Origin of the sequence: Halopseudomonas sp. SMJS2 (assembly GCF_029866945.1) — a bacterium.
In the GTDB taxonomy this organism is placed as follows: Bacteria; Pseudomonadota; Gammaproteobacteria; order Pseudomonadales; family Pseudomonadaceae; genus Halopseudomonas; species Halopseudomonas bauzanensis.
On record NZ_CP123445.1, the window covers coordinates 1,930,325 to 1,955,996 of the forward strand.

General features: G+C 61.3%; 18 protein-coding genes and 3 pseudogenes. 8 read left to right on the forward strand and 13 right to left on the reverse strand.

Annotated features, from left to right (window positions below; genetic code table 11):
* Positions 1-45: 45 nt before the first annotated feature.
* The 3 genes and pseudogenes from nagZ to QAO71_RS09005 form a co-directional block, all read right to left on the reverse strand.
* Positions 46-1,032 carry a beta-N-acetylhexosaminidase gene (nagZ, locus tag QAO71_RS08995; RefSeq protein WP_280165671.1) on the reverse strand — a complete coding sequence of 329 codons (987 nt, stop codon included), beginning with the start codon at positions 1,030-1,032 and terminating at the stop codon, positions 46-48.
* 48 nt (positions 1,033-1,080) lie between these two features.
* Positions 1,081-1,563 (reverse strand): L,D-transpeptidase, encoded by a 483-nt coding sequence (locus QAO71_RS09000; protein WP_280164197.1) that lies wholly within the window; start codon positions 1,561-1,563, stop codon positions 1,081-1,083.
* A 59-nt stretch (positions 1,564-1,622) separates the two neighbouring features.
* Positions 1,623-2,311: pseudogene (locus tag QAO71_RS09005) on the reverse strand (TetR/AcrR family transcriptional regulator).
* A gap of 168 nt (positions 2,312-2,479) precedes the next feature.
* On the opposite strand from QAO71_RS09005, the gene lexA reads away from it, so the two are divergent.
* Together lexA and sulA are read left to right on the forward strand one after the other, a co-directional pair.
* Positions 2,480-3,091 (forward strand): transcriptional repressor LexA, encoded by a 612-nt coding sequence (lexA, locus tag QAO71_RS09010; protein ID WP_036989643.1) that lies wholly within the window; start codon positions 2,480-2,482, stop codon positions 3,089-3,091.
* Between the two features lie 11 nt (positions 3,092-3,102).
* Complete coding sequence (gene sulA / locus QAO71_RS09015; RefSeq protein WP_051610818.1) at positions 3,103-3,597, forward strand: SOS-induced cell division inhibitor SulA; 495 nt, start codon at positions 3,103-3,105, stop codon at positions 3,595-3,597.
* Positions 3,598-3,632: 35 nt separating this feature from the next.
* On the opposite strand, the gene QAO71_RS09020 is transcribed toward sulA, so the two are convergent.
* The 7 genes from QAO71_RS09020 to QAO71_RS09050 all read right to left on the reverse strand — a co-directional run bounded on the left by QAO71_RS09020 (position 3,633) and on the right by QAO71_RS09050 (position 11,368).
* Positions 3,633-3,872 (reverse strand): hypothetical protein, encoded by a 240-nt coding sequence (locus QAO71_RS09020; RefSeq protein ID WP_036989642.1) that lies wholly within the window; start codon positions 3,870-3,872, stop codon positions 3,633-3,635.
* Positions 3,873-3,933: 61 nt separating this feature from the next.
* A complete protein-coding gene (locus QAO71_RS09025) occupies positions 3,934-4,440 on the reverse strand; it encodes a DUF6586 family protein (protein WP_280164198.1) in 507 nt (168 codons plus the stop codon).
* Positions 4,441-4,451: 11 nt separating this feature from the next.
* Complete coding sequence (gene topA, locus QAO71_RS09030) at positions 4,452-7,070, reverse strand: type I DNA topoisomerase (RefSeq protein ID WP_280164199.1); 2,619 nt, start codon at positions 7,068-7,070, stop codon at positions 4,452-4,454.
* A gap of 98 nt (positions 7,071-7,168) precedes the next feature.
* Positions 7,169-7,387 (reverse strand): DUF1653 domain-containing protein, encoded by a 219-nt coding sequence (locus QAO71_RS09035; RefSeq protein WP_036989640.1) that lies wholly within the window; start codon positions 7,385-7,387, stop codon positions 7,169-7,171.
* A 572-nt stretch (positions 7,388-7,959) separates the two neighbouring features.
* Complete coding sequence (locus QAO71_RS09040) at positions 7,960-9,138, reverse strand: VWA domain-containing protein (protein WP_036989639.1); 1,179 nt, start codon at positions 9,136-9,138, stop codon at positions 7,960-7,962.
* A gap of 74 nt (positions 9,139-9,212) precedes the next feature.
* Positions 9,213-10,058, reverse strand: coding sequence for a MoxR family ATPase (locus QAO71_RS09045; RefSeq protein ID WP_036989637.1), 846 nt, complete (start codon positions 10,056-10,058; stop codon positions 9,213-9,215).
* Positions 10,059-10,300: 242 nt separating this feature from the next.
* Positions 10,301-11,368 (reverse strand): DUF748 domain-containing protein, encoded by a 1,068-nt coding sequence (locus QAO71_RS09050; RefSeq protein WP_280164200.1) that lies wholly within the window; start codon positions 11,366-11,368, stop codon positions 10,301-10,303.
* Between the two features lie 100 nt (positions 11,369-11,468).
* Between QAO71_RS09050 and cysK the strand changes: the two genes are divergently transcribed.
* From cysK to QAO71_RS09070, 4 genes are all read left to right on the forward strand, one after another.
* Positions 11,469-12,443 carry a cysteine synthase A gene (cysK, locus tag QAO71_RS09055; RefSeq protein WP_036989633.1) on the forward strand — a complete coding sequence of 325 codons (975 nt, stop codon included), beginning with the start codon at positions 11,469-11,471 and terminating at the stop codon, positions 12,441-12,443.
* Positions 12,444-12,562: 119 nt separating this feature from the next.
* Entirely contained in the window at positions 12,563-14,302 is a 1,740-nt protein-coding gene (gene aceK / locus QAO71_RS09060) for a bifunctional isocitrate dehydrogenase kinase/phosphatase (protein WP_036989631.1), read from the forward strand.
* Positions 14,303-14,562: 260 nt separating this feature from the next.
* Positions 14,563-14,769: a cold-shock protein gene (locus QAO71_RS09065; protein WP_036989629.1), complete on the forward strand. Its 207-nt coding sequence runs from the start codon at positions 14,563-14,565 to the stop codon at positions 14,767-14,769.
* 200 nt (positions 14,770-14,969) lie between these two features.
* Complete coding sequence (locus QAO71_RS09070; RefSeq protein ID WP_036989626.1) at positions 14,970-15,548, forward strand: TetR/AcrR family transcriptional regulator; 579 nt, start codon at positions 14,970-14,972, stop codon at positions 15,546-15,548.
* Positions 15,549-15,551: 3 nt separating this feature from the next.
* Here the strand turns inward: QAO71_RS09070 and QAO71_RS09075 are convergent, their stop codons facing one another.
* Complete coding sequence (locus QAO71_RS09075; RefSeq protein ID WP_036990291.1) at positions 15,552-15,917, reverse strand: hypothetical protein; 366 nt, start codon at positions 15,915-15,917, stop codon at positions 15,552-15,554.
* A gap of 67 nt (positions 15,918-15,984) precedes the next feature.
* On the opposite strand from QAO71_RS09075, the gene QAO71_RS09080 reads away from it, so the two are divergent.
* The gene (locus QAO71_RS09080) at positions 15,985-17,988 is read left to right on the forward strand and encodes a S9 family peptidase (protein WP_036989624.1); all 2,004 of its coding nucleotides are present in this window, start codon (positions 15,985-15,987) and stop codon (positions 17,986-17,988) included.
* Here the strand turns inward: QAO71_RS09080 and putA are convergent.
* Positions 17,981-21,141 (reverse strand): annotated as a pseudogene (gene putA / locus QAO71_RS09085) (bifunctional proline dehydrogenase/L-glutamate gamma-semialdehyde dehydrogenase PutA). The gene QAO71_RS09080 and the pseudogene putA overlap by 8 nt on opposite strands.
* Before the next feature lie 136 nt (positions 21,142-21,277).
* Between putA and lon the strand changes: the two are divergent.
* A pseudogene (lon, locus tag QAO71_RS09090) lies at positions 21,278-23,676 on the forward strand (endopeptidase La).
* A 30-nt stretch (positions 23,677-23,706) separates the two neighbouring features.
* On the opposite strand, the gene QAO71_RS09095 reads toward lon, so the two are convergent.
* Entirely contained in the window at positions 23,707-25,479 is a 1,773-nt protein-coding gene (locus QAO71_RS09095) for a FimV/HubP family polar landmark protein (RefSeq protein WP_280164201.1), read from the reverse strand.
* Positions 25,480-25,672 lie beyond the last annotated feature (193 nt).

A 25,672-nucleotide genomic window follows, 5' to 3' on the forward strand; every position in this document is an offset into this window, starting at 1 on the left:
AGCTGATTGGGTTGGGGGCAGCTCAAAAGATGCCCCCACCAAGAATCAGAGCAAGCCCGCCCCCTGCAACAGTTCGACCGCCTGCCGCCAGCGCGGCTGGGCCTTGTAATCGATACCGGGGGTGCTCCTGGCCAACATGCCCTGCGCCCGGGGCGACGGCTGCATGCCCATCTGCTGCGCATGCGCCAGCGCCTGCTCAGCCGCAGCGCGATCATTGCACACCAGCAGCATGTCGCAACCGGACGCCAGCGCCGCATCGACCCGCTCCGCCATGCCGCCCACCGCGTGAGCGCCGGCCATGGTCAGGTCATCACTGAAGATCACCCCACGAAAGCCCAGCTCAGCGCGCAGGATGTCCTGCAGCCAGCGGCGGGAAAAGCCCGCCGGCAGGCTGTCCACCGCCGGATAGACCACGTGCGCCGGCATGATCCCATCCAGCAACGGCGCTAGCGCCGCAAAGGGCTGCAGATCGGATTCGCGGATCGTCGCCTCGCTGCGCTCATCGACCGGCAGGTCGAAGTGTGAATCAGCCTCTGCCCAGCCATGCCCGGGGAAATGCTTGCCGGTCGCGGCCATGCCGGCCTGCCGCAGCCCCTGGATATAGGCCTGACCCAGGCGACTCACCTGCTGCGGATCACCGCCCAGGGAACGGTCGCCGATTACCTGGCTGCGCCCGTAATCAAGATCCAATACCGGCGCAAAGCTGATATCGATACCGCAGGCGAGCATCTCGGTCGCCATCAGCCAGGCCGCAGCCTCGGCCAGCTGCTCCTGCTCTGCGGCAGCGCACCCGGCGATTCGGCCAAGCGCCGGCAACCGCAACACATCCCGCCGCAGCCGCTGGACCCGCCCGCCTTCCTGGTCAATGGCGATCAGCATATCGGGGCGCACTGCACGAATGCTGCGTACCAGCTCGCGCACCTGGGCCGGGGATTCGGTATTGCGGGCAAACAGGATCATGCCGCCGACTTCGGGCTGTCTCAACAGCTGGCGGTCTTCCGGCGTCAGCCAGGTGCCGGCCAGATCCAGCATCAATGTGCCTTGTTTCAATGAAGTGCTCCTTGGAATGTAGGGCAAGCGCTATTCGATGATTACCGCACAGCCGGCCGGGGTCATCTCGAACAGCGCCAGGATATCCGGATTACGCAGGCGGATGCAGCCATGGGACAGCGGGACGCCCATCGGCTGATCGTCACCGGTACCGTGCAGATAGATGTAGCGGCGCTGGGAATCACGATCGGCGCCACGGTTGATACCCGGCTCCTCACCGCAGAGCCAGAGTATGCGAGTCAGGATCCAGTCCCGCTGCGGGTGCGTAGCGGCCAGCTCAGGCGACCAGACCTCGCCGGTCGGCCGCCGACCAATGAAGACCGCACCCAGCGGCTGGCCCTCACCGATGCGGGCCCGCACCCGGTGCCGGCCGCGCGGCGTGCAACCGCTGCCGTTCAATTCCCCCGCACCATTCTTTGCTGTTGATACCGGATACTGGCACAGCTGCCGACCGGCCCTGGAGCCGGTCAGCAACTGACGCTCGATGGATATATGGATCAGGTCCAGCTGCATGGTCACTCCGCTGCAACAAAGGCATACACGATAGCGGATCACACAGCGGGAAGTAAGTCCTAGGGCGCCACCGGTTCCGGGGCATCGCGCAGGCGACTGCTCGCCTCCCCCCGCAACTGCGGGCTGGCACGCATGCCGGCGGCCAGGAAAGGCACCATCTGTCGCAGCACCTCCTCGGTCCCGGCGCGCTCACCGTACTCTGCTTCGGCCATGGCCTTGAGCGCCTTCATACTCGACAGAGTGAATGCCGCACTGCCCAGCATGAAATGCACACGCCAGAACAGCACATCCGCCGGCAGCTCGGGCGAGCTGCGCAATACCAGCGCCATGTAGCGCTGGAACACCTTGCCGTAGACCTCACCCAGATATTTGCGCAAATGACCCTGGCTCTGACTGAAAGCCAAACCCAGCAACCGCATGAAGGTAGAAAGATCGTGCCCGCTGCGTGGCTTCACCGCCAGCACCAGCCGCACCAGCATGTCCAGCAACTCCTCAAGACTCTGCTCTGGATTACCGGCCTGCTCGTTGCGATCAAGCTCCTGCTCCAGACTGCTGACGAAGGGATTGAGGAAGCGGGTGAACACCGCCTGGATCAGGGATTTCTTCGAACCGAATGGTAGTTCACCGCCGCCAGGTTCACCCCGGCCTTGCTGGTGATCAGACGCAGCGAGGTTTCCGCAAACCCCTTTTCGGCAAACAACTGCTCGGCGGCATCAAGGATGCGCTCGACTGTTTCAGACTGTGCCACGGATAACTCCCAGATACATTTGTTTGAAACATACGTTTCAAACGATCTCCCTGTCAACTTGAACGTTTTACCACAGCCGTCTGCGCAAGCAAACTGGCCAAACGACTTGCCCTGCGGGCACAACTGTATATAATCCCAATAACTGTATAAAAAGACAGGTACTGGATAATGCTTAAACTGACGGCACGGCAACAACAGGTACTGGCCTTCCTGAAGGAATACATGAGTGCCAATGGCTATCCCCCCACCCGGGTGGAGATTGCCCGCGAGCTTGGCTTCCGCTCACCAAACGCGGCCGAAGAACACCTCAAGGCACTGGCCCGCAAAGGCGCCATTGAGATGATCCCCGGCGCTTCCCGCGGCATCCGCCTGCCGGCCGACAGTGAGGCCCAGAACCAGGAAGATGGATTACCGGTTATCGGCCAGGTGGCCGCCGGCGCCCCCATCCTGGCGGTAGAGAACATCGAGGACCATTGCCGCATCAGCCCCGAGTTCTTCAGCCCCCGTGCCGACTACCTGCTGCGCGTGCGCGGCATGAGCATGAAGGACATCGGCATTCTTGATGGAGACCTGCTCGCCGTACATCGCACCAGCGAAGTCAGGAATGGCCAGGTAGTCGTCGCCCGCCTCGATGACGAGGTGACCGTCAAGCGCTTCCACAAGCAGGGCCGCAAGGTGTCATTGATTGCTGAGAACCCTGATTTCGCGCCCATAGAAGTCGATCTGCGCGAACAGGAACTGATCATCGAAGGTCTGAGCGTCGGCGTGATACGCCACTGAAGGAGTACGCCATGCAGTATGCGCGAAACAAAGGTTCAGCCGCACAACCCGACCTGCTGCACCAGGTCATGATGTCGTCTCGCCTGCAGGCACAGAGCCTGAGCGGTACGGCCCTACCTGACAGCGAGCCGGAGAACATCGGCTTCAGTGAGATCAGTCTGAATGGTACGCCACGCCAGTGCCTGCAATGGTTGGCGCCGGTGTTGCGGGATCTGAGCCAGGCCAGTTGTCCGGGCTGGCTGACGTTGATCGACCCGCCGCTGCCGGTCAGCCAGAAGTGGCTGCGGGCCTCGGGGCTCGATCCCCAGCGCATACTCATCATCCGTCCCAAGCATGGCATGGATACACTGGAATTATGCTGCGAGATTCTGCGGCTAGGCTACAGCCACACAGTGGTGAGCTGGCTGCCACCATTGGCAAGCACCCATCTACGCCTAGAGGCAGCTGCCCGCTCAGGGTACTGCGCCAGCCTCAATGTGCGCCTGGGCAGCACCGGCATGGCTTGATGTGACCACCTCGGTCGGGCGTTTGCCCGACTGGGTCAATGCAATACGCGGTGTTCGTCGAATTCCAGATCGGGATCTTCTTCCATGATCTGACCAGCCATCTGCATGCCAGTACTGATCATCGCCTTGGCCACTTCCACGTAGTTGCCCTGCAGAAAGTCCCTTGCCTCTTCGGAGAACTCGATGGTCAACAGCGGCTTGCCCTCTTCGTCCGGGCGGCGCAAAGCGACAGTGCCGTCGGCAAGCTCTATGATCTCGAGAAAGGGTGAAGGCATTGTACGTCTCCTGTCAGTCAAGCCGCGCAGGGTATCACAGCCACCCTGAGCCGACCACCGCTCACCACTCCTGCATTCCCTCGCGATAACGCTCGATCTGCGCGGCCAGCGCAGCGAGCGCTGCCTGCGCCTCGTCGATACCCCATTCCGCCACCGGAGCAGCCGTGGTGGCAATCAGCTCGCCGGCGGCAGCAGTTCGGGATGGGGCGGCCTCGGCTGCGAACAGTTGCCCCCAGGCCCGCAACAGCCCCGCCAGCCAGCTGCCATCATCCATTGCCAGTTGCGTCAGCTCGCCCAGTTCCGGCCCGGGAAAGCGTTCGGACAGATCACCGCGCAACACCTGCTCGACATCGCGAGCGTCCAGCAACGGCCAGCGATAACGCTCGGCAATTTCATGAATCAGCGCCAACACCGCGCGGTAACCATGGAACAGGACGTGCTCACGGTGGTAACGCGCCTGGGTCATGGCGCCCAGATCAGTGGCACCTGCCGCCGCCTCCCAGGATGTCAGCGCCAGACGGGCAAATGAGAGTGCCTGGTTGGTGCGGGTGTAGATCTCATTCACCATACAGCCTCCGCTCAGCGCTTGGGCTTGCGCCCATCGTCCACGACCCAGCCCTTGCCATCGTGAAACGCGCGCCAGCCACTGGGCTTGCCCTCGATTTCACTTTGCACGTACTGCTCCTTGCTCTTGCGGCTATAGCGGATCACCGTGGGGTTGCCATCGGGATCAGCCACCGGCGCATCAAGCAGGAAGTGGTACTTCGGGTCGATCGCGTCGCGGTGCGGCAGCAGCTCCTTGACCAGCGGAGCGCGGGTTTCACGGTTCTTCGGGAACTGGCTGGCAGCCAGGAACAGACCCGAGGCACCGTCGCGCAACACATAGACGTCATCGACCTTGTCGCAGCGCAGCTCCGGCATCAGTACCGGGTCCATCTTCGGCGGCGCCGCCTCACCGCTTTTCAGCAGCTTGCGGGTGTTCTTGCAGGCGCTGTTGGTGCAACCGAAGTACTTGCCGAAACGGCCGGTCTTGAGCTGCATCTCGCTGCCGCACTTGTCGCACTCGATCACCGGACCATCATAGCCCTTGATCTTGAACTGCCCCTCTTCCACCTCGAAGCCGCTGCAGTCGGGGTTATTGCCGCACACATGCAGCTTGCGGCGCTCATCCACCAGGTAGCTGTCCATGGCGGTGGCACAGATCGGGCAGCGGCGCTTGGCGCGCAGTATGCGTGATTCGCCTTCCTCGTCATCGGCTGCCACTTCGTTACCGGGCACCAGATTGACGGTCGCCTTGCAGCGCTCCTTGGGTGGCAGAGCATAGCCCGAGCAGCCCAGGAAAACACCGGTAGAGGCGGTACGGATCATCATCGGCCGGCCGCATTCCACACAGGGGATATCGGTTGGCGTCGGCAGATTCGCCCGCATGCCCTGCTCCTCATCCGCCGCACTGGCGGCCTTGAGCTTGAGGCTGAAATCGGCGTAGAACTTGTCCAACACCTGCTTCCATATCACTTCACCCTGGGCCACATCATCGAGGGATTCCTCCATGCGGGCGGTGAAGCTGTAGTCCATCAGGTTCGGGAAGCTTTCATTGAGCCGCTCAATGACGATGTCACCCATCTTTTCGGCGTAGAAACGCCGGTTGTTCAGGGTGACGTAGCCGCGCTCCTGGATGGTGGAGATAATCGAGGCATAGGTCGACGGGCGGCCGATACCACGCTTCTCCAGCTCCTTGACCAGGCTGGCTTCAGAATAACGCGCCGGTGGCTTGGTGAAATGCTGCTTCGGATCGAGCTTGATCAGCTCAAGCTGGTTGTCCACCTGCATGTCAGGCAGCACTTCGTCTTCCCCACCTTTGCCCAGCGGCGGCAGGACCTTGGTGAAACCGTCGAACTGCAGGATACGACCGCGCGCGCGCAGCTCGAAATCACCCGCCTGCACCGTGATGGTGGTGGACAGGTACTTGGCCGGCGGCATCTGGCAGGCGACAAATTGGCGCCAGATCAGCTCATACAGCCGCTCGGCATCCCGCTCCATGCTCTTGAGCTCGGTGGACTTGAGCTTCACGTCCGAGGGGCGGATGGCTTCGTGCGCCTCCTGGGCGTTGGCCTTGCTGCCATAGACGTTCGGCGTTTCGGGCAGATACTGGGCGCCGAAGTTCTTCTCTATATAGCCGCGCGCCATGCTTACGGCGTCAGCCGACAGGAAGGTCGAGTCGGTCCGCATATAGGTGATGTAGCCCGCTTCATACAACCGCTGGGCCATCATCATGGTTTTCTTCACACTGAAGCCCAGGCGCGTGCTGGCAGCCTGTTGCAGCGTGGAAGTAATGAAGGGTGCGCCGGGCTTGGTGCTGGTCGGGCGAGCGTCACGCTTGACCACCTTGTAGTCGGCGCTCTGCAGCTGCTCCAGTGCCTGGTCGGTCTGCTGCTTGTTCAGCGGACGGAAGGCTTCGCCATTTTCCTTGACCACTTCGAAGCGAACGGATTCGCTTTTCGGGGTGTTCAGGTTGGCATGCACTTCCCAGAACTCTTCCGGGATGAAGGCGCGGATTTCCCGCTCGCGATCGACGATCAGCTTGACCGCGACCGACTGTACCCGGCCGGCGGACAGGCCGCGGGCGATCTTCTGCCACAGCAGCGGCGAGACCATATAACCCACCACCCGATCAAGGAAGCGCCGTGCCTGCTGGGCGTTGACCCGATTCATGTCCAGCTCGCCCGGCTCGGAGAAGGCTTCCTGGATGGCCTTTTTGGTGATCTCGTTGAACACTACCCGACGGTAGCGGCTTTCATCACCACCGATGGATTCGCGCAGGTGCCAGGCAATGGCTTCCCCTTCGCGGTCCAAATCCGTTGCGAGATAGATGGTGTCGGCTTCCTTGGCCAGGCGGCGCAGTTCGTCGATGACCTTTTCCTTGCCGGGCAGGATCTCGTAGTGCGCTTTCCAGTCATTTTCAGGGTCGACGCCCATCCGGTTGACCAGCTGCATCCGCGCCTTGGTTGCCTTGTCGACTTCCGGTGCGGAGGCGGCCTTGCGTCCACCCTTGGGTTTGCTTTCGGTCTTGCTGCTGCCGCTGGTGGGCAGGTCGCGGATGTGTCCGATACTCGACTTCACCACGAAGTCATTGCCAAGGTATTTGTTGATCGTCTTGGCCTTGGCCGGTGACTCCACAATGACCAGTGCTTTTCCCATGGGTAACAGTATTCCTCAATCAATCAAATCGGCCTGCGCGGGGGAGCGAGGCGTCAACGTTGCCTGCAAGGGGCGCAGGCGGTCTGGAGGGCCAGAGCCTACACGTCTTCGCTGACAAAGGTAAAGCGTGGATATGTTTTGCCTTCCACAACCACCTGTTCGGTGAACATGTCCAGCGGCCGCACCCACAGGTCGAATTTGCCATATAAGGTACGGTAGACCACTAACGGCTCTTCTGTTTCGGAATGTCGCGCGATGCCGATCACCTGGTAGTCCTTACCTTTATAGTGGCGGTAGCGGCCTGGCTTCAATGTCATGATTATTTCTCTTGTGCGGGGGGCTTCGACTCTGTGCAAGACAGCCTTTGCCGGCTGGGCCATGCAGACACGCCGCAAGTACATCCCTGTAGGCTCGCGGTTGCCATCCCTGGCAACCGACGGTCTGCCTGACCCAACCGGCAAAGACTGTCAGAACGTCCTGAAGTTACTACAGGGAAACCCTGCATTGGTATCAGACGGGAAGCTATTTATGCAGAAGGAGCTGTTGCTATGCAGATCCCATAGTGTTTTCGCCGGGATATGCGATGAGCTAGCCGGCGGAGCTTGGGTACTGCCCTTGGCGGACCGTCGGTTGCCAGGGCCGGAAAATGCTCCTGCATTTCCGGCACTCCCGCCTTCCCTGGCGGTCGGATAGCAACCGCGAGCCTACAGGGGTGAGGCAAACGTCTGCGAAGCACTGCTTCGCGTGCAGCCGAACGCCCGGCAATCTTTGATTGACGGGCAGGCCCCGCTTGCGGGTACTTGCGGCGTGTCCGCCAAGGGCAGTACCCAAGCGCAGTCCTTGCACCAGACACCTACAACTACAATGCCCGAGCCCGAGAGCCCGACATCTATTTGCTCAGATACCGCATCCCTTCCTCAAGCCCCTCCAGCGTCAGGGGATACATGTGATCCTCCATCAGGTCCTGGATAATGCGAGTCGAGGTGGTATAGCCCCAGGCATCCTTGGGATAAGGGTTGATCCAGATCATCTTGGGATATTTCTCGCGCAGGCGGGTAATCCAGACGTGGCCGGCCTCCTCGTTCCAGTGCTCCACGCTGCCACCGGGCTGGGTGATCTCGTAGGGTGCCATGGCCGCGTCACCGACGATCACCACCTTATAGTCCGGCCCATACTTGTGCAGCAGGTCCATGGTGGGGATGCGCTCGTTGGTCCGACGCATGTTGTCCTTCCATACCGACTCGTAGAGGCAGTTGTGGAAGTAGAAATATTCCAGATGCTTGAATTCGGTCCGGCAGGCGGAGAACAGTTCTTCGCAGACCTTGATATGCGAATCCATCGAGCCGCCGATATCGAACAGCAGCAGCAACTTGACTGCGTTGCGCCGTTCCGGGCGCATCTGGATATTCAGCAGGCCGCCGTCACGGGCGGTGTGGTCGATGGTGCCGTCGATATCCAGCTCGTCTGCGGCTCCGGTGCGGGCGAACTTGCGCAGACGGCGCAGGGCGATCTTGATGTTGCGGGTGCCCAGCTCCACCTGATCATCCAGGTTCTTGTATTCGCGCTGCTCCCAGACCTTGGCCGCACGCCCCTGGCGCTTGCCCGCGTCGCCGACACGGATACCCATCGGGTTGTAGCCGCCGGAGCCAAAAGGACTGGTACCACCAGTGCCGATCCACTTGTTGCCGCCGGCATGGCGTTCCTTCTGCTCTTCGAGGCGTTTCTTGAACTCCTCGATCAGCTTGTCCAGCCCGCCCAGGGATTTGATCTGCTCGCGTTCTTCGTCGGTGAGCAGGCGCTCGAATTCCTTGCGCAGCCAGTCCTCCGGAATCAGCGCTTCCAGCAGCTCGTTGAGGTCCTGCAGACCATTGAAATAGGCGCCGAAGGCGCGGTCGAACTTGTCGAAGTGACGCTCGTCCTTGACCATCACCGTGCGCGCCAGATAGTAGAATTCGTCCATATCGGCGAACACGACATGGTTCTTCAGCGCGTTGATCAGATCCAGCAGCTCGCGTACCGACACCGGCACCTTCGCTGCACGCATCTCATTGAACAAATTGAGTAGCATGATTGCAGCCTCTCGGGAGAACTCGGATAGCCCCTCCCCCTTGCAGGGAGAGGGCTGGAGAGAGGGTGAAGCGCTTAGCGGTTTTGCCGGCGCGTCATGAAGGCCAGGCGCTCCAGCAGCTGCACGTCCTGCTCGTTCTTCACCAGCGCGCCATACAGCGGCGGGATGGCCTTGGTCGGGTCGCGATCACGCAGCACGGCTTCGGGGATGTCGTCGGCCATCAGCAGCTTCAGCCAGTCGACCAGCTCGGACGTGGAAGGCTTTTTCTTCAGGCCCGGCACCTTGCGCACGTCAAAGAAGATGTCCATCGCTTCACTGAGCAGGTCCTTCTTGATGTTCGGATAGTGCACATCAACGATGCGCTGCATGGTCTCGCGGTCAGGGAAGGCAATGTAGTGGAAGAAGCAGCGGCGCAGGAAGGCGTCGGGCAGTTCTTTCTCGTTGTTCGAGGTGATGATGATGATCGGGCGCTGTTTGGCCTTGATCGTCTCGTTGGTCTCGTAAACGTAGAATTCCATCTTGTCGAGTTCCTGCAACAGGTCGTTGGGGAACTCGATATCGGCCTTGTCGATTTCGTCGATCAGCAGGATGGCCCGCTCTTCGGATTCGAAGGCTTCCCACAGCTTGCCCTTCTTGATGTAGTTACGTACGTCATGCACCTTGTCCACGCCGAGCTGGGAGTCGCGCAGGCGGCTGACCGCATCGTACTCGTAGAGCCCCTGGTGCGCCTTGGTAGTGGATTTGATGTGCCAGGTGATGAGCTTGGCGCCCATGGACTCGGCCAACTGCTCGGCCAACATGGTTTTGCCGGTGCCCGGCTCGCCCTTGATCAGCAGCGGGCGCTCGAGGGTAATGGCGGCGTTGACGGCGAGCTTGAGGTCGTCGGTGGCGACGTAGGACTGGGTACCTTCGAACTTCATGGGGAATTCCTTGGGACGGGCCGCTGACAGCGGGCATTCACGTTATTTTCTCAGCCCTCGACTATAGCCCGCACCCCGAATGGGTGTAAACGCACAGGCGGAATTCACTCAGTGAATGGCGGGCGGACCTGCACGACGGCGAACTGGCATTGTGGGAGCGGGCTCGCCCGCGAAGAGGCCTGGCAGAAGAGCTTCGCGGCCAGGGCCGCTCCCACTCGAAATGACCGCCTCACCGCAGGCTTTTACTCCTGATCTTCCTCCAGCGCCCGCTCGAAGCGGGGTGTGAAGGCTTCAACGAAGGCATTGCGCAGGATCTGAATAAAGGCCTGGAAGGCGCTCATTTCCGCGTTATCCAGACTGCCGCTCAGCTCGATACGGGTGGCGAACTGGTCCTGGCGCTGATTCTGCAGCACTTCCTGCCCGCCATGGACGATCGCCTCCCATAGACCCCGGAAGAATCCCTTGTCCTCGTTGCGGATATCCTGATCCATGTCGAATACGTCGACATCGCGCATCAAAGGCTTGATGTAGCCGGTCAATTGCCGGTCCTCGACATCCAGCTCCATGGTCAGATCGCCCTCGCCCCCGCGGAAATCGAACTTGCCGTAGGCGCCGGCGAAGTCATTGATGCGGGTCAGGTCCAGGCCCAGCATGCGAAACTGCAGATCGAGATTGTCCACCCGCCCCAGCGGGTCGAAGTGCGCCGTGGCCTCGACCGGCGCGTGACCGAGGAAATTGGCGGTGCCGTTCATACTGGCACTGCGTTGCCCCTGGGCATCGGGCGCGTTGGTCAGATTGCGCACCGTCATCTGGATATCACTGGCGTTGATGTTGACCGGCGGGTCGCTGGAAAAATTACGGAAGAACACCGTGCCGCTGTGTACGTTCACCTCGTTCAGGCGCACCGGCACCATGTCTTCCAGTTGCGCACGCCAATCGACCCCTTCACCGGTCTGCTTCTGGGCCTCGGATTCGCCATCGACAAAATTGAGTTCCGGTTCATACAGGTCGACCACACCGATCAGCACGCCCTCTTTCCACAGGGCGCGCATGCGGACCTTGATATCCATAACCGGCAGCTTGACGAAGGGCACCTGATTCTCGCCCTCGGTCTTGGTGATCACCAGCTCGTTGATCCGGTAGGCGCCATTCCACCAGGTCATGTCCACATCTTCTATATGGCCACGGTAGTCGCCCATCTCGGCAAGCTTGTCATTCAGGAACTCGCGTACCAACCAGGGCAGCATCAGGTGCAGTATGATCAACAGCACCGCCACCGTTATCATGGAAATACGCAGGGTCTTGTTCATAACAGGATTGACTTGTGCCGTTATCGGTAGTTCAACCGATTGACGCCCATGAACGCCAGGCATAGGCTGGTCCGGCCGCGCATCCACAAGGAGAACAACCATGAGCCACGTTTTCACAGATTACTCCCAGTCCATCGGCAACACGCCGTTGGTCCGGATCAACCGCCTGGCCCCCCACGGCGTCACCATCCTGGCCAAGGTTGAAGGGCGCAATCCTTCGCATTCGGTCAAGTGCCGTATCGGCGCCAGCATGATCTGGGACGCCGAGTCCCGGGGGATTCTGAAAGAAGGCATGACCATCGTCGAGCCCACCTCCGGCAATACCGGCATCGGCCTGGCCTTCGTAGCCGCCGCCCGCGGTTACAAACTGATTCTGACCATGCCCTCTTCCATGAGCCTGGAGCGCCGCAAGGTACTCAAGGCGCTGGGCGCCGAACTGGTACTCACGGAGCCGGCCAAGGGCATGAAGGGCGCTATCGAGAAAGCCACTGAAATAACCCAGGCCGCTCCCGACACCCACATTCTCCTGCAGCAGTTCGAGAACCCGGCCAACCCCGCCATCCATGAAAAGACCACCGGCCCGGAGATCTGGCGCGATACCGACGGCGGTATCGATGTACTGGTCTCGGGGGTCGGCACCGGCGGGACGCTGACCGGCGTGTCGCGCCATATCAAGCAGACCTGCGGCAAGGCCATTACTGTCGTCGCCGTGGAGCCGGTCAGCTCACCAGTGATTACCCAGGCCCGGGCCGGTGAAGAAATCAAGCCGTCACCGCACAAGATCCAGGGTATTGGCGCCGGTTTCATCCCCGGCAACCTGGATCTGAGTCTGGTCGACCGGGTAGAGCTGACCACCGACGAAGAAGCCAAGGACATGGCCCTGCGTATCATGCGCGAGGAAGGCATTCTCTGCGGTATCTCCTCCGGCGCCGCCATGGCCGCCGCGGTGCGCATCGCCGAAGAGCCGGATATGCAGGGGCGCACCATCGTCGTGGTACTGCCTGATTCCGGCGAGCGTTACCTGTCCACCATGCTGTTCGCCGACCTGTTCACCGACCAGGAAATGCTGCCCTGAGCCGTCGGGCTGATCCGGAGCCGGCGTGACCTCGCCGGTATCCGATCAGCCGCGGCTCTTCCGCCGGACTCGCTGACTGGCTATTCTGGGCACCTCCGGATTCACTACCAGGGTTGCCCATGTCAGATACCGCCGTGCATATCGCCCAACGCCTGCTGGATGCCTTCGATGCTTATCGAGCGACGTTCCGCGAACTGACCCTGGGCGCCCGCGCCCGCTTCGAGCAGGCCCAATGGCCTGAAATCCAGGAAACCTCCACCGCGCGCATCAACCTATACGATGAGCGCATCTTCGAGACCCGGGATCAGCTTTCCGCCGACCCGGCCTGCCACGATATTCTCGACGCCGATTGCTGGCCGGCGATCAAACAAGCGTATATAGAACTGATCGAAGACCGCTTCGACGATGACCTGGCGGAAACCTGGTTCAACTCGGTGTTCTTCAAGATGCATCGCCATGATCAGATCAGCGACCGCACCATGTTCGTCCACAGCACCCGACCGACGGTGCGCAAACCGTCTCGTGTACCGCTGACTCGGGGATTCATCTCCGGTGGCTGCCTGACCAGCCTGGCCAGACAGATCCTGGATCAGTACGCCTTCGACGTGCCGTGGGCGGATTTCGAGCGCGATTGCCAATTGATTGTGCGCTGCCTGCGTCAGGGACTGCCGGATTGGGCCCAGCTGGACCATGGTCTGACCGTCGAGCTGATCCAGCCGGTGTTCTACCGCAACAAGGGTGCCTATCTGGTCGGGCGCGTATTGAGCCAGGGTGAGAAATGGCCCTTTGTACTTCCCCTGATCCACCGGGAGAAGGAAGGCGTCAGTGTCGACACCGTGATCACCGACGAGTCCGAGGTATCCATCATTTTTTCCTTCACCCGCTCCTACTTCATGGTGGACGCTGCGGTACCGGTGGAAATGATCGGCTTTCTCAAGCGCCTGCTGCCGGGCAAACAGGTCGCCGAACTCTATACCGCCCTGGGCTTCTACAAGCAGGGCAAGTCCGAGTTCTACCGGACGCTGATCGATTACATGGCGCGCACTCCCGATGATCGATTCACCATGGCGCCGGGGGTGCGGGGCATGGTCATGACGGTATTCACCCTGCCGGGCTTCAATACCGTATTCAAGATCATCAAGGATCGCTTCGCCCCCTCGAAGAACATCAGCCGCGCCACGGTCATCGAGAAATATCGGCTGGTAAAGCGCCACGATCGCGTCGGCCGCATGGCTGACACCCAGGATTTTGCCGACTTCCGCTTCGCCCGGGACAGTTTCGAGCCCGAGTGCCTGCAGGAGCTGCTGGAAGTCGCCCCCTCCACGGTGATCATTCAGGGCGATACCGTGCTGGTCCGCCAGTGCTGGACCGAGCGGCGCATGACTCCGCTCAACATCTATCTGGAAAGCGCCAGTGAATCCCAGATCCGCGAGGCGCTGCTGGACTACGGGCAGGCCATCAAGGAACTGGCCGCCGCCAACATCTTCCCCGGCGACATGCTGCTGAAGAACTTCGGCGTCACCCGCCATGGTCGCGTGGTGTTCTATGACTATGACGAGATCAGCTATCTGACCGAGGTCAACTTCCGGCATATACCCGAACCGCTCTATCCCGAGCAGGAAATGTCGTCGGAGCCTTGGTATTCGGTCGGCCCCAACGATGTATTTCCCGAGGAGTTTCCCGTGTTCCTGTTCGCCGACATACAGCAGCGCCGGCTGTTCAGTCAGCTGCATGGCGACCTTTTCGATGCGGACTTCTGGAAGGGGTTACAACAGCAGATTCTGGACGGCAAGGTGATCGACGTGTACCCCTATCATCGCCTGCAGGACCGGGCCGCAGAGGGTTGCAAGGCCCTGTGAAAATTATCCGACGAAAGACGTGCTATTTCCGCAAACTGACGTATACTGAATTTCGTTCGTTTGTACCGGAGAGCCTGCCAAGTAATTGTCTTGACTTGGTTCAGATTCCCGGGCAAAGTGAGCGCGTAGGTTTTCAAGAGATAGAGTAGTAGGCTGCAAGCGCACTTTTAGTACGTAAGTTTGTCATTCTCGCAATCTTTGATTCCCACGCTTTAATTGAGCTTTGCTCAAGTATTTCAATTTGATAGGAATTATCTGAAATGGCAACTGGTACAGTTAAGTGGTTCAACGACACTAAAGGCTTCGGCTTCATTACTCCTGATGGCGGCGGTGACGACCTGTTCGCCCACTTCTCCGAGATCAAGGTTCAAGGCTTCAAATCCTTGGCCGAGAACCAGAAGGTGTCTTTCGACATCACTACTGGTCCTAAGGGCAAGCAAGCTGCGAACATTCAGATCATCGGTTAATTCCGAATCTGAATAGAAAAACCCGGCCTCGGCCGGGTTTTTTATTGCCTGGCGTTTGAGCTCTGGCGTCCCGGGGCAAAAATCACTCGCCTGTACCGCCCCGACATCGTACCCTATGCGCAATGATCCGAGGACGACAGACTTACCATCCATTCTGTTGCCAGCCTCCTTCCAGACGTCCAGACAAAGGGGTTCTCGCAGTGGACAGCACCAATCAGAAATCGACCGACTCTCTTCACCTGAGCCTGTTCCGCGCCGCGGAAGCCATCGTCAGTGAACTGGGCGCATCCCAGCTCACCTTCGCCACCCTGAGCGAACGCACCGGTGTCGACGAAGCCACCCTCAGCACCCTGTTTCCCGACCGCGAAGCCTTGCTGACAGCGATGATCGAACATCGCCTGGAGCGCTTCCGCGTACGCTGGGGTGCTTATGAAAGCGTCCTGCCCGACGAGCCCATGCGCGAACTCAAGGCCCTGCTGCTAAGCAACATGAGCGAGTCCACGGAAGAGAAGAACCTCGACTCAGCGATCTTTGCTGCGGCGGCCAGCAACCCGGCCCTGCTGCAAACCACCTCGGATGATGTGCAGGGCTTGTTCGATATTCTGGCCAAGTCACCCCTGGGATTGGCCCAGGCCGCGGTATTGTTCTTCTCGGTACGGGGCTATCGCCTGTTCGAGCAGGTTGGCATCTGCCCGATGACCGATACCCAGCGCACCGAATTCCAGGAGCAGATCATGCGCCTGGCACGCATCATGTACGAGCAGAACAACGAAGAATAATGATCAGCTGGCAGCGCGGCTGCGGCCGCTCCGCCAATGGCGCCAGACCAGGCGCAGACAGGCAAAGCCAACATAGGCCAGGCTCGCCAGCAACATCGCCAGCGCCAGGTCGCCCAGCAGTTTCGGCGCCTGCTCGCCGGTCCCCAGCAGCACATCCAGTGCCCAGCCGATGGCGGCGGGCGCCAGACCAGGTTCCAGCGGTTCGACCTGCGACGGGGTGAACAGGATCACCGCCATCACCAGCCACAACGGCTCACGCACGTACCACCAGCTGATCCAGCGGGTCATCTGGGTCCAGACCAGCCAGCCGCAGGCTGCAGCGCCCAGATAAATCATCCACACTGTCTGGTATTCCGACTCGTTGAACATGCTCTCTGACCGGTTGTCGATAAACGAGCGACTATAATAGCTTTTTTGACCCTGGAGTCCTACAACCATGCCGCCATCAACTCGCCGTGATGCGACGCCTGATCCCTATGCCTGGCTGGAACAGCGCGACCTCGACGAAGTGATCGACCACCTCAAGGCCGAAAACAGCCATACCGAGCAATGGCTGAGCACGCATGATGATCAACGGGCCCAACTGTTTGAAGAAATCCGCGGGCGCATACGCGAGACCGATCTGTCGCTGCCGGCGGTCTGGGGCCCCTGGCTGTACTACCAGCGTACCGAAGCCGGTGCCGAGTACCCCCGCTACTTCCGCAGTCCCCGGCCCGCCGACGGCAGCCTGCAGACCGACCTGGCCAAGGAGCAATTGTTACTGGATCTTAACGAGTTGGCCGGTGATGGTTTTCTGCAGCTGGGCGACTTTGCCATCAGTCCCGACCACCACTGGCTCGCCTACAGCCTCGACCGCCAGGGCGACGAGACCTACTGCCTGTATCTCAAGCACCTGGATAGCGGCAATATCAGCGAACTGCCGCTGGACCAGGCCGATGGCAGCCTGGTCTGGGCCAACGACAGCGTCACCCTGTTCGCCGTCAGCATGGACGAAGCCTCCCGCCCGGCCACGCTCTGGCGTCTGCAGCTGGGGACCCCGGCGGTCCGCGTATATCACGAGGCCGACCAGCGTTTCTATCTGCATGCCTACCGCAGCAGTTCGGAGCAATGGCTGGTGCTGGCCAGTGACAGCAAGAACACCAGTGAAGTGCGGGTGGTGTCAGCTGACCATCCCGCCGGCGACTGGCAATTGCTCAGCCGCCGCGTTACCGGTCATGAATACCATGTGGACCATGGCCCAGACGGCCTGCTTATCCGCAGCAACGACCGCGGCGAGAACTTCGCACTCTACCGCACCGACCCGCATCACCCGCTGCGCCGCAACTGGGAGCTGGTGGTGGATGTGGACCCGCAGCGCACCCTGGAGGATTTCAGCGTGCAGCGCCATGGCCTGCTGCTGCATTACCGTGACGGCGGCTTGACCCGCCTGGAGGTACGCCCGGCCAACGGCGCGCACTATGAGGTGAGCATGCCGGATGCGGTCTACAGCCTGCATGTACAGGGCGGCGAAGAGTACGTCAGCGAGCATATTCGGTTGCGTTACGAATCGCTGAATCGGCCAGCCCAGGTGCGCGCGCTGCATCTGCCCAGCGGCAGTCAGACCGTTCTCAAGCAGACCCCGGTGGAAGGGCCATTCGATGCGGATGATTACGAAGTCCGCCGCGAATGGGCCACCGCGCCGGATGGCACCCGGATTCCCATCAGCCTGGTAGGTCGACCGGCCAGCCTGGCCGCTGCCGCCCCGCTCTATCTGTATGGCTATGGCGCCTACGGTGCCAGCATGGACCCCTGGTTCTCCCATGCCCGCCTGTCCCTGCTCGACCGCGGCTGGATCTTCGCCATCGCCCATGTGCGCGGCGGCGCCGACATGGGGGAAGCCTGGTATCAGCAGGGTAAGCTCGAGCACAAGGGCAATACCTTCAATGACTTCATCGCCTGCGCTGAGCACCTGATCAGCAGCGGCTACACCGACAGCAGCAAGCTGGTCATCGCCGGTGGCAGCGCTGGCGGCCTGCTAATCGGCAACGTCGTCAACCAACGCCCCGAGCTGTTTGCCGCCGCGGTAGCCGATGTGCCCTTCGTCGATGTGTGGAACACCATGAACAATCCTGCCCTGCCGTTGACCATCGGCGAGTACGAGGAATGGGGCGATCCGAATGATCCTGCGGTGGCCGAGCGCATCAGGTCTTACGCCCCCTACGAACAGGTGCGCGAGCGGGCTTATCCGGCGATGTTCGTCACTGCGGGGTATCACGACATGCGCGTACAGTATTGGGAGGCAGCCAAGTGGGTAGCGAAGCTGCGGCACAGCAAGACCGATGACCAGCCGCTGTTGCTACGCACCCAGATGAGCGCCGGCCACGGCGGCGCCAGCGGGCGCTACCAGTCGATGAAGGAGCTGGCCGAGGAGTACAGCTTTCTGCTGGCAGTCATCAAGTAACCTCGGGGCCATCCCCCAGAGCCAGCAGGCCTGTATCCCCTCCTACTGCGGCCGTGTTGATGGTGCGTGTGCGCTCGGTCGCCATGCGCACCAGATAATGCGGGCCACCGGCCTTGGGACCTGTACCTGACAATCCCTGGCCACCGAAGGGTTGCACCCCGACCACTGCACCGATCTGATTACGGTTGATATAGACATTGCCAATACGTACCCGCTGGTCGATGTGGGCGGCAGTCTGTTCGTTGCGGCTATGGACGCCCAGCGTCAGACCGAAGCCCGAGTTGTTTATCTGGGCAATGATCTCGTCGAGCTCGTCGCTACGCCAGGTGATCACATGCAGGACGGGGCCAAAGTGCTCGCGGTCGAGCTGATCCAGCCGCTCCAGGCGAAAGGCCGAGGGGGCAATGAAGTGGCCATTGGCATCGGCCGGCAGTGGCGTTTGCGCGATCAGCCGCCCTTCGGCGGTGAGTCGGTCAATATGCCTGAGCAGATTGTGCCGCGCCTCGTCATCGATGACCGGCCCCAGATCGACATCACGCCGGGAGGGATCACCCACCTGCAGTTCCACCATGGCTCCCTTGAGCAGTTCGATCACCTGCTCGGCAATATCCTCCTGCAGATACAGGACCCGCAGCGCCGAGCAACGCTGGCCGGCGCTGGCGAAAGCCGAATGCAGCACATCGCGGATCACCTGCTCGGGCAACGCGGTGGAGTCGACCAGCATGGCATTCTGGCCACCGGTTTCGGCGATCAGGGTGGCGATCGGTCCGGCTCTCTCCGCCAGGGCACGGTTGATGAGTTGGGCGGTGGCCAGCGAGCCGGTGAACACTACACCGGCAATCCGCGGGTCCGCGGTCAGCACACTGCCGACCTGCTCCCCATCGCCAGGTAGCAGCGCCAACACCTGTGGCGGCAAGCCGGACTCCAGCAGCAATTCGACACAGCGCACCGCCAGCAGAGTGGTCTGCTCCGCGGGTTTGGCGGCGACCGTGTTTCCGCTCAACAATGCTGCAACCATCTGGCCGACGAAGATCGCCACGGGAAAATTCCAGGGGCTGATGCAAACCATTACCCCCCGCCCCTGCAGATACAGCTCGTTACTCTCACCGGTGGGACCGGGCAGGCTCACCACGGCAAAATCTTGTCGCGCGCGGTGCGCATAATAACGACAGAAATCGACCGCCTCGCGTACCTCATCGAGACCGTCCTGCAAACTCTTACCCGCCTCCAGGCTACACAAGGCCATCAATTCGGGCAGATGCTCTTCCAGACGGTCGGCAAACCGCTCGATGATTTCAGCACGCTCGGAAACCGGTCGCGCATTCCAGTCGGCAAAAGCTGCCGCCAGCCCGGTGATGGCCGAACCGACCTGTGGGCAGGTAGCCCAGATCACGTCACCCACCTGGCGCTCAAGATCCCAGGGGCAGCATACCGGCCGCCCCAGGCCGGTCAGACGGTGACCATCGACGATCGGCGCACCGCTCCACTGCCGAGACATCCAGTCGGACAGCGCGGCCTGCAATGGCAACCAGTGGCTCTGAATATCCAGATTGATGCCGCGGGAATTGCGTCGCTCTGAACCATAGATATCCCGTGGCAGCGGGATCTGCGGGTTGGCCAAGTCCGGGTAGCGGCGCAGTGCCTGCAGCGGATGCTCGATCAACGAGTCCACAGGCACGCGGGGTCGACCAACCGATGCACGAAGGAAGAATTGGCGCCGTTTTCCAGTAGCCGCCTGACCAGGTAAGGCAATAGCTCCCGGTGTGCACCTACCGGCGCGTAGATGCGCACGGGATATTGGTGCACGTCGATAACCGTGTCGTAGAGCGCATCACCCATACCATGCAGCCGCTGAAACTCGAGATCCCGGCCGTTCGCCATTTCCAGAATGCAAGTCACGGTGTGGGCGTTATGGGTGGCGAACTGCGGGTAGAGCAATTCCGCGGTATGGGGTCCGAGGAGGTAGCGAGCGCAGGCCAGATAGGACACATCCGTCGCCTCCTTGCGGGTGAACACCGGATAGCCATCCAGGCCCGCCTGCTGGCTGAGTTTTATCTCGGTGTCCCAGTAGGCGCCCTTGACCAACCGCACCGGTATCCGGTCCCCCTGTTCCCGCGCCAGCAGCGTGAGCCAGCAGAGCACCGGCAAGGCACGCTTGGAATAGGCTTGCACCACCATGCCGAAACCACTCCAGCCAGCCAGGTCCGGATGGCGATACAACTGGGCAAACACCTTGAGTGACAACTCCAGGCGATCGGCCTCCTCCGCATCGATGGCGATGTCCACATTACCCGCCCGAGCTTGACGCAACAGTGTCAGCAAGCTGGCACCCAGTTCGTCCAGTACCTGGGTTTCTCGGCCTACCTCGTAGCGCGGGTGCAGCGCGGACAACTTGATCGAGATGCTCGGTCGAGGCCCTTTCCCATCTTGTCCTGACTCAGCCAGTGCGGCGATGGCCGCACTGTAATCTTGCTGGTAACGCCCTGCGTCGGCACGGGTCAGGGCCGCCTCACCGAGCATATCGAAGGAGTGGGTATACCCCCGGGCAGCCTGTGCCCGGGCATTCTTCAGCGCCTCGCCAATGTTGCGCCCGAGCACGAACTGACGGCCCATGAGCTTCATTGCCTGGAGCATGGCGGCCCTGATCACCGGCTCACCGCTGCGGCGGACCAAGCGCCGCAGCACCGCCCCCGGTGTGCCCTCGTCCGACTGCTCCAGATTCACCACCCGACCGGTCATCACCAGCCCCCAGGCAGCAGCATTGACCAGCGCATGCTCGCTCTTGCCAAGGTGCAGGTCCCATTGCGCCGCATTGAGCCTGTCGCGAATCAGCGCATCGGCGGTGGCGGCATCCGGAATGCGCAGCAGCGCCTCGGCAAGGCACATCAGCATGATGCCCTCACGGGTATCCAGGCTGTATTGCTGCAGCAAGGCATCCAGGTTGTCCACCGCATCGTCCCGCCGCCGCACCGACTCGATCAGGTGTCTTGCCCGATCAGCCACCGCGGCGATGCTCTCCGGCTCGGCCAGCCGCATCAGTTGCTCCAGGCAGGCCGCTTCATCCTGCACATAGTGCGCGCTGACAATCGCCAGAAAATCATCGGCGCTATCGCCGAGGAAGGTTCCATCAAGCACATCTGCTGCGGTGATCATGGGCTACTCCCGTTACTGCCATTATCACAACATAGTCGGTTAAACGACGCTCAGCAGCCTGGTTTATCAATCACCATTGAAATACCCCGTCGCAGACACCACCTTTGTAGAACGATATTTCAGACTAGGGTGCCTCATGACTGATCAGGACGACGTGCCGGACTACATCGAGCAGCAACGCAGCGACCAGCCCGGAACCGGATTGGTGCTGCCGGACCAGCGCCTGCCGCAGAAGCTATATCTGTTACCCATCAACAACCGCCCCTTCTTTCCCGCCCAGGTGATGCCGGTGGTGGTGAACGAAGTGCCTTGGGCAGAAACCATCGAGCGGGTGGCCAATACCCCCCATCATGCGCTCTCGCTGTTCTGGGTGGACCAGCCACTACCGGCCGATGGCGTGCTCGACCCCAAGCTGCTACCCAAGACCGGCTGCGCGGTGAAGATCCACCAGGCGGTCAAGGAAGAAGGCAAGATCCAGTTCATCGCCCAGGGCCTGACCCGGGTGCGCATCACCCAGTGGCTGAGCCACAAGCCTCCCTATCTGGTGGAAGTGGAGTATCCCGAATCCCCCAGCGATGAGCGGGACGAGGTACGCGCCTACGCCATGGCCCTGATCAACTCGATCAAGGAACTGCTGCCGCTGAACCCGTTGTACAGCGAGGAGCTGAAGAATTATCTGCATCGTTTCAACCCGAACCAGCCATCCCCCCTGTCCGACTTTGCCGCGGCACTGACCTCGGCCAAGGGCAGCGAGTTGCAGGACGTGCTGGACACCATCCCGGTGCTGCGGCGCATGCAGAAGGTGCTGGTGCTGCTCAAGCAGGAGATCGATGTCGCCCGCCTGCAAGGCGAGATCAGTGCCGAGGTCAATCGCACCATCAGCGAGCAGCAGCGCAAGTTCTTCCTCAAGGAGCAGTTGAAGGTCATTCAGAAGGAACTGGGCCTGTCCAAGGATGATCGCACCGCCGACGTCGAGCAGTTCCGCGAACGCCTGGCCGGCAAGCAGCTGCCCGAAGCAGCGCAGAACAAGATCGAGGAAGAGCTCAACAAGCTGTCGATTCTCGAGACCGGCTCCCCCGAGTATGCCGTCACCCGCAACTACCTGGATTGGGCCACTGCCATGCCCTGGGGCCAGACCCACGTGGACCGGCTCGACATCCAGCGCGCCCGGCGCATTCTGGACCGCGACCATGATGGACTGGAGGATGTGAAGCAGCGCATTCTCGAATTCCTCGCGCTGGGCACCTTCAAGGGCTCGGTGGGTGGCTCGATCATCCTGCTGGTCGGCCCACCCGGTGTGGGCAAGACCAGCATTGGCCACTCCATCGCCGAGAGTCTCGGCCGGCCCTTCTACCGCTTCAGCGTCGGCGGCATGCGCGATGAGGCCGAGATCAAGGGACACCGCCGTACCTATATCGGCGCCATGCCGGGCAAGTTCGTGCAGGCGTTGAAAGAGGTCAAGGTGATGAACCCGGTGATCATGCTGGACGAGATCGACAAGCTCGGCAGCAGTCACAGGGTGACCCCGCGTCCGCGCTGCTGGAAACCCTGGACCCGGAACAGAACAACCAGTTTCTGGATCATTACCTGGACCTGCGCCTGGACCTGTCCAAGGTACTGTTCGTCTGTACCGCCAATACCCTGGACAGCATCCCCGGGCCGTTGCTCGACCGCATGGATGTGATTCGCCTGTCCGGCTACATTGCCGAAGAGAAACTGGCGATCGCCAAGCACCACCTCTGGCCGCGCCAGCTGGAACGCGCGGGCCTGCGCAGGAGCCAGCTGCGCATCACCGACCGCGCCCTGCGTCAGTTGATCGAAGGCTATGCCCGGGAAGCCGGCGTGCGCAACCTGGAAAAACAGCTGGCCAAGCTGGTGCGCAAGTCGGTCATGACACTGCTGGAAAACCCCGACCAGAAGTTGAGCATCAAGCCGGACCAATTGCAGGAACTGCTCGGTACGCCAGCCTTCCGTACCGAAAAGAGCCTCAAGGGCGTCGGCGTGGTGACCGGCCTGGCCTGGACTTCCATGGGCGGCGCCACATTGCCCATCGAGACCAACCGGGTGCATACCCTTAACCGCGGTTTCAAGCTCACCGGCAAGCTGGGTGAAGTGATGAAGGAATCGGCGGAGATCGCCTACAGCTATATCTGCGCCAATCTGGCGGGGTTTCAGGCTGATCGGACCTTCTTCGACGAAGCCTTCGTGCACATGCACGTTCCCGAGGGTGCCACACCCAAGGACGGGCCCAGCGCCGGCGTGACCATGACCAGCGCCCTGCTCTCGCTGGCGCGTAATCAGCCGCCGAAGACCGGTGTGGCCATGACCGGGGAAATCACCCTCACCGGGCAGGTGCTACCGGTCGGTGGTATTCGTGAGAAAGTCATTGCCGCCCGCCGGCAATCGATCTTCGAGCTGATTCTGCCGGAGGCCAACCGCGGAGATTACGAAGAGCTGCCCGACTACCTGCAACAGGGCATGACCATCCACTTCGCCGCCCGCTATGCGGATGTGGCCAAGGTCTTGTTTGATTGATGAATAACCGGGGCTGCTCACCAGCCCCGGTCAGTTGTCGTTCTTGCGCCCGGCCTGCTCGAAGTGCCCGGCGAAGTCCTCATCCAGTTCGCCCACCTCGGGAAAGTCGGTCAGGTTACTTTCGAAGCCAGGTTCTGCCACCTCCGAACGTGACATTCTTGCCCCCAGCCCGTCGATCAGTTCCCAATCGGCGTTCAGATCGAAGTCCATCTCCAGATCAGCCTGCCCCGAGCTCAGAGCGTCGTCGTGCATGGGCGTCACCTCTCCCATCGGCGTCACCTGCTCCGTACGCGGGACAGTGTCGATCTGCGGAAATTGCGCCTTGAGCTGCTCGATCCGAGAGACGTCACCATCAAGCTCGCAGACCGCCTGCGCCTGTTCGGCAAAGGCCGGGGAATCGCCCAGTGCCGCCAACACACCCAATTGCTTCAATCGCAGGTCGACCCGCACAGGCTCGGCCTTGATGGCCTTGTCCAGCATGGTGCGCGCTTCGACCAGGCGGCCATAGGTGAGGTACAGCTCCACTCCTTCCAGCGGGTCGGCAACGCAGTTGCCCGGCATGGTAACCGGCTGCGGGACCGGTCGGGGCGCGATGGGCTCGGCGAGTTCGGGTTCGGGTTCGGGTTCGGGTTCACGGCGGCGATAGCCCATTACCAGAGCAATAATGGCGGCCACCAGCGCTACCGGCATCCACCACCAGCCCTTGAACGCAGAGCGCTGTTCAGGGTTGGTCACCGGCTCTGCCGCTTCGCCCGGATCCGCCAGTGGCCGCGCCACGGCGCCCGGCTCCATTGCCGTCTGCGCCGCTGGCAGCATACTCCCGGATGCTTCCTCCCCTGCCACCGGCAGAGCAGACAAAGCCGCAGCGCGGGCATTACGCGCTGCTTCCAGCTCCGCCTGCAGACTGGTGATCTGGCGATCCCGCTCCTCCAGCTCAGCAAGCAATGCATTGAAGCGTGACTCGAGGGCCGCGAGCCGGCTCTGCATCTGCTCACTCTCGGCGAGGGCGGCCCCTACCGCCGCCTCCAGTTGCGGCTCCTCGATTCGCAGCTGCGGCGGTTCCACCGAGACGTCGCCCGTCACACCCATCTGCGCGGCGGTCGGCAGGATCAGCTCCCGGCCGACCCGCAACCGGTCCATATCGCCATTGACGAACGCCTCGGGATTGAGCGCGCGGATAGCGCGCATCTGCCGAGCTACGGCGACCGATTCGTCAGCACGGGTGGCCTGGGCAATGGCCCACAGGCTGTCTCCTACTGACGTCTCGTAGCGCCCGGCATCGGCCTGCGGCTGCAGGTCGGGCAGAGCCGGCGTTACCGGTGGCGCCACAACTGTACTGGCTACCACAGCCGGCTCGGCAACAGACTCGATATCGGCACTGGATGCCAATACCGGAGCCGGCCGATACAACGGCGGATCGGGCAACAGGGTGTATTCACGCAGCAACACCCCACTGGGACGATGCAGTTGCACGAGAAAGTTGAGATAGGGCTCGTTGACCGGGCGACTGGACTCTACCCGCACCGCCAGTTGCGAGTTCACCCGCACCGGGGTGAAGCGCAGATCGTTGAGAAAGTATGGCCGCTCGATACCAACCCGTGAGAAGGTCTCGGCATCAGCCAGGGACACAACGATGTCATTGGGGGCCAAACCCTCAGCACCATGCAACTCGATAACGGCATTGAGCGGTTGGCTCAGCGCCGAAGTCAACCGCACCTCACCCAGCCCGAGTGCATGGCTGCTGCCGGCATACAGAGCGGCCAGCGAAGCCATTCCAACGATCAATCGATGATGGGCATCCATTTCAACCTTCCTTAGCTCTGCTTTATCCTGGCCACCCGTTCGGGCGTGGCGACGCCGTGAAAGATATTATTATGCCATCAGAGCAACATCGTGCGAACCGATAACAGCCTCATCTCGTCAAATAAATTGCCATTTCTGCCGAGCGCCTCGCATTTCGCCAATTGTTTGACGACCGAGATCCGGCGCACCTGTC

Bases quoted from the DNA above. Each gene is read 5' to 3' on its own strand.
- nagZ (WP_280165671.1), bottom strand. From the start codon at position 1,032: ATGCTGGATCTGGCCGGCACCTGGCTGACGCCGGAAGACCGCCAGCTG.
- QAO71_RS09065 (WP_036989629.1), top strand. From the start codon at position 14,563: ATGGCAACTGGTACAGTTAAGTGGTTCAACGACACTAAAGGCTTCGGC.
- QAO71_RS09025 (WP_280164198.1), bottom strand. From the start codon at position 4,440: ATGGTGAATGAGATCTACACCCGCACCAACCAGGCACTCTCATTTGCC.
- QAO71_RS09040 (WP_036989639.1), bottom strand. From the start codon at position 9,138: ATGCTACTCAATTTGTTCAATGAGATGCGTGCAGCGAAGGTGCCGGTG.
- QAO71_RS09095 (WP_280164201.1), bottom strand. From the start codon at position 25,479: ATGGATGCCCATCATCGATTGATCGTTGGAATGGCTTCGCTGGCCGCT.
- QAO71_RS09000 (WP_280164197.1), bottom strand. From the start codon at position 1,563: ATGCAGCTGGACCTGATCCATATATCCATCGAGCGTCAGTTGCTGACC.
- lexA (WP_036989643.1), top strand. From the start codon at position 2,480: ATGCTTAAACTGACGGCACGGCAACAACAGGTACTGGCCTTCCTGAAG.
- QAO71_RS09035 (WP_036989640.1), bottom strand. From the start codon at position 7,387: ATGACATTGAAGCCAGGCCGCTACCGCCACTATAAAGGTAAGGACTAC.
- sulA (WP_051610818.1), top strand. From the start codon at position 3,103: ATGCAGTATGCGCGAAACAAAGGTTCAGCCGCACAACCCGACCTGCTG.
- QAO71_RS09020 (WP_036989642.1), bottom strand. From the start codon at position 3,872: ATGCCTTCACCCTTTCTCGAGATCATAGAGCTTGCCGACGGCACTGTC.
- QAO71_RS09050 (WP_280164200.1), bottom strand. From the start codon at position 11,368: ATGAACAAGACCCTGCGTATTTCCATGATAACGGTGGCGGTGCTGTTG.
- topA (WP_280164199.1), bottom strand. From the start codon at position 7,070: ATGGGAAAAGCACTGGTCATTGTGGAGTCACCGGCCAAGGCCAAGACG.
- QAO71_RS09080 (WP_036989624.1), top strand. From the start codon at position 15,985: ATGCCGCCATCAACTCGCCGTGATGCGACGCCTGATCCCTATGCCTGG.
- aceK (WP_036989631.1), top strand. From the start codon at position 12,563: ATGTCAGATACCGCCGTGCATATCGCCCAACGCCTGCTGGATGCCTTC.
- QAO71_RS09075 (WP_036990291.1), bottom strand. From the start codon at position 15,917: ATGTTCAACGAGTCGGAATACCAGACAGTGTGGATGATTTATCTGGGC.
- cysK (WP_036989633.1), top strand. From the start codon at position 11,469: ATGAGCCACGTTTTCACAGATTACTCCCAGTCCATCGGCAACACGCCG.
- QAO71_RS09045 (WP_036989637.1), bottom strand. From the start codon at position 10,058: ATGAAGTTCGAAGGTACCCAGTCCTACGTCGCCACCGACGACCTCAAG.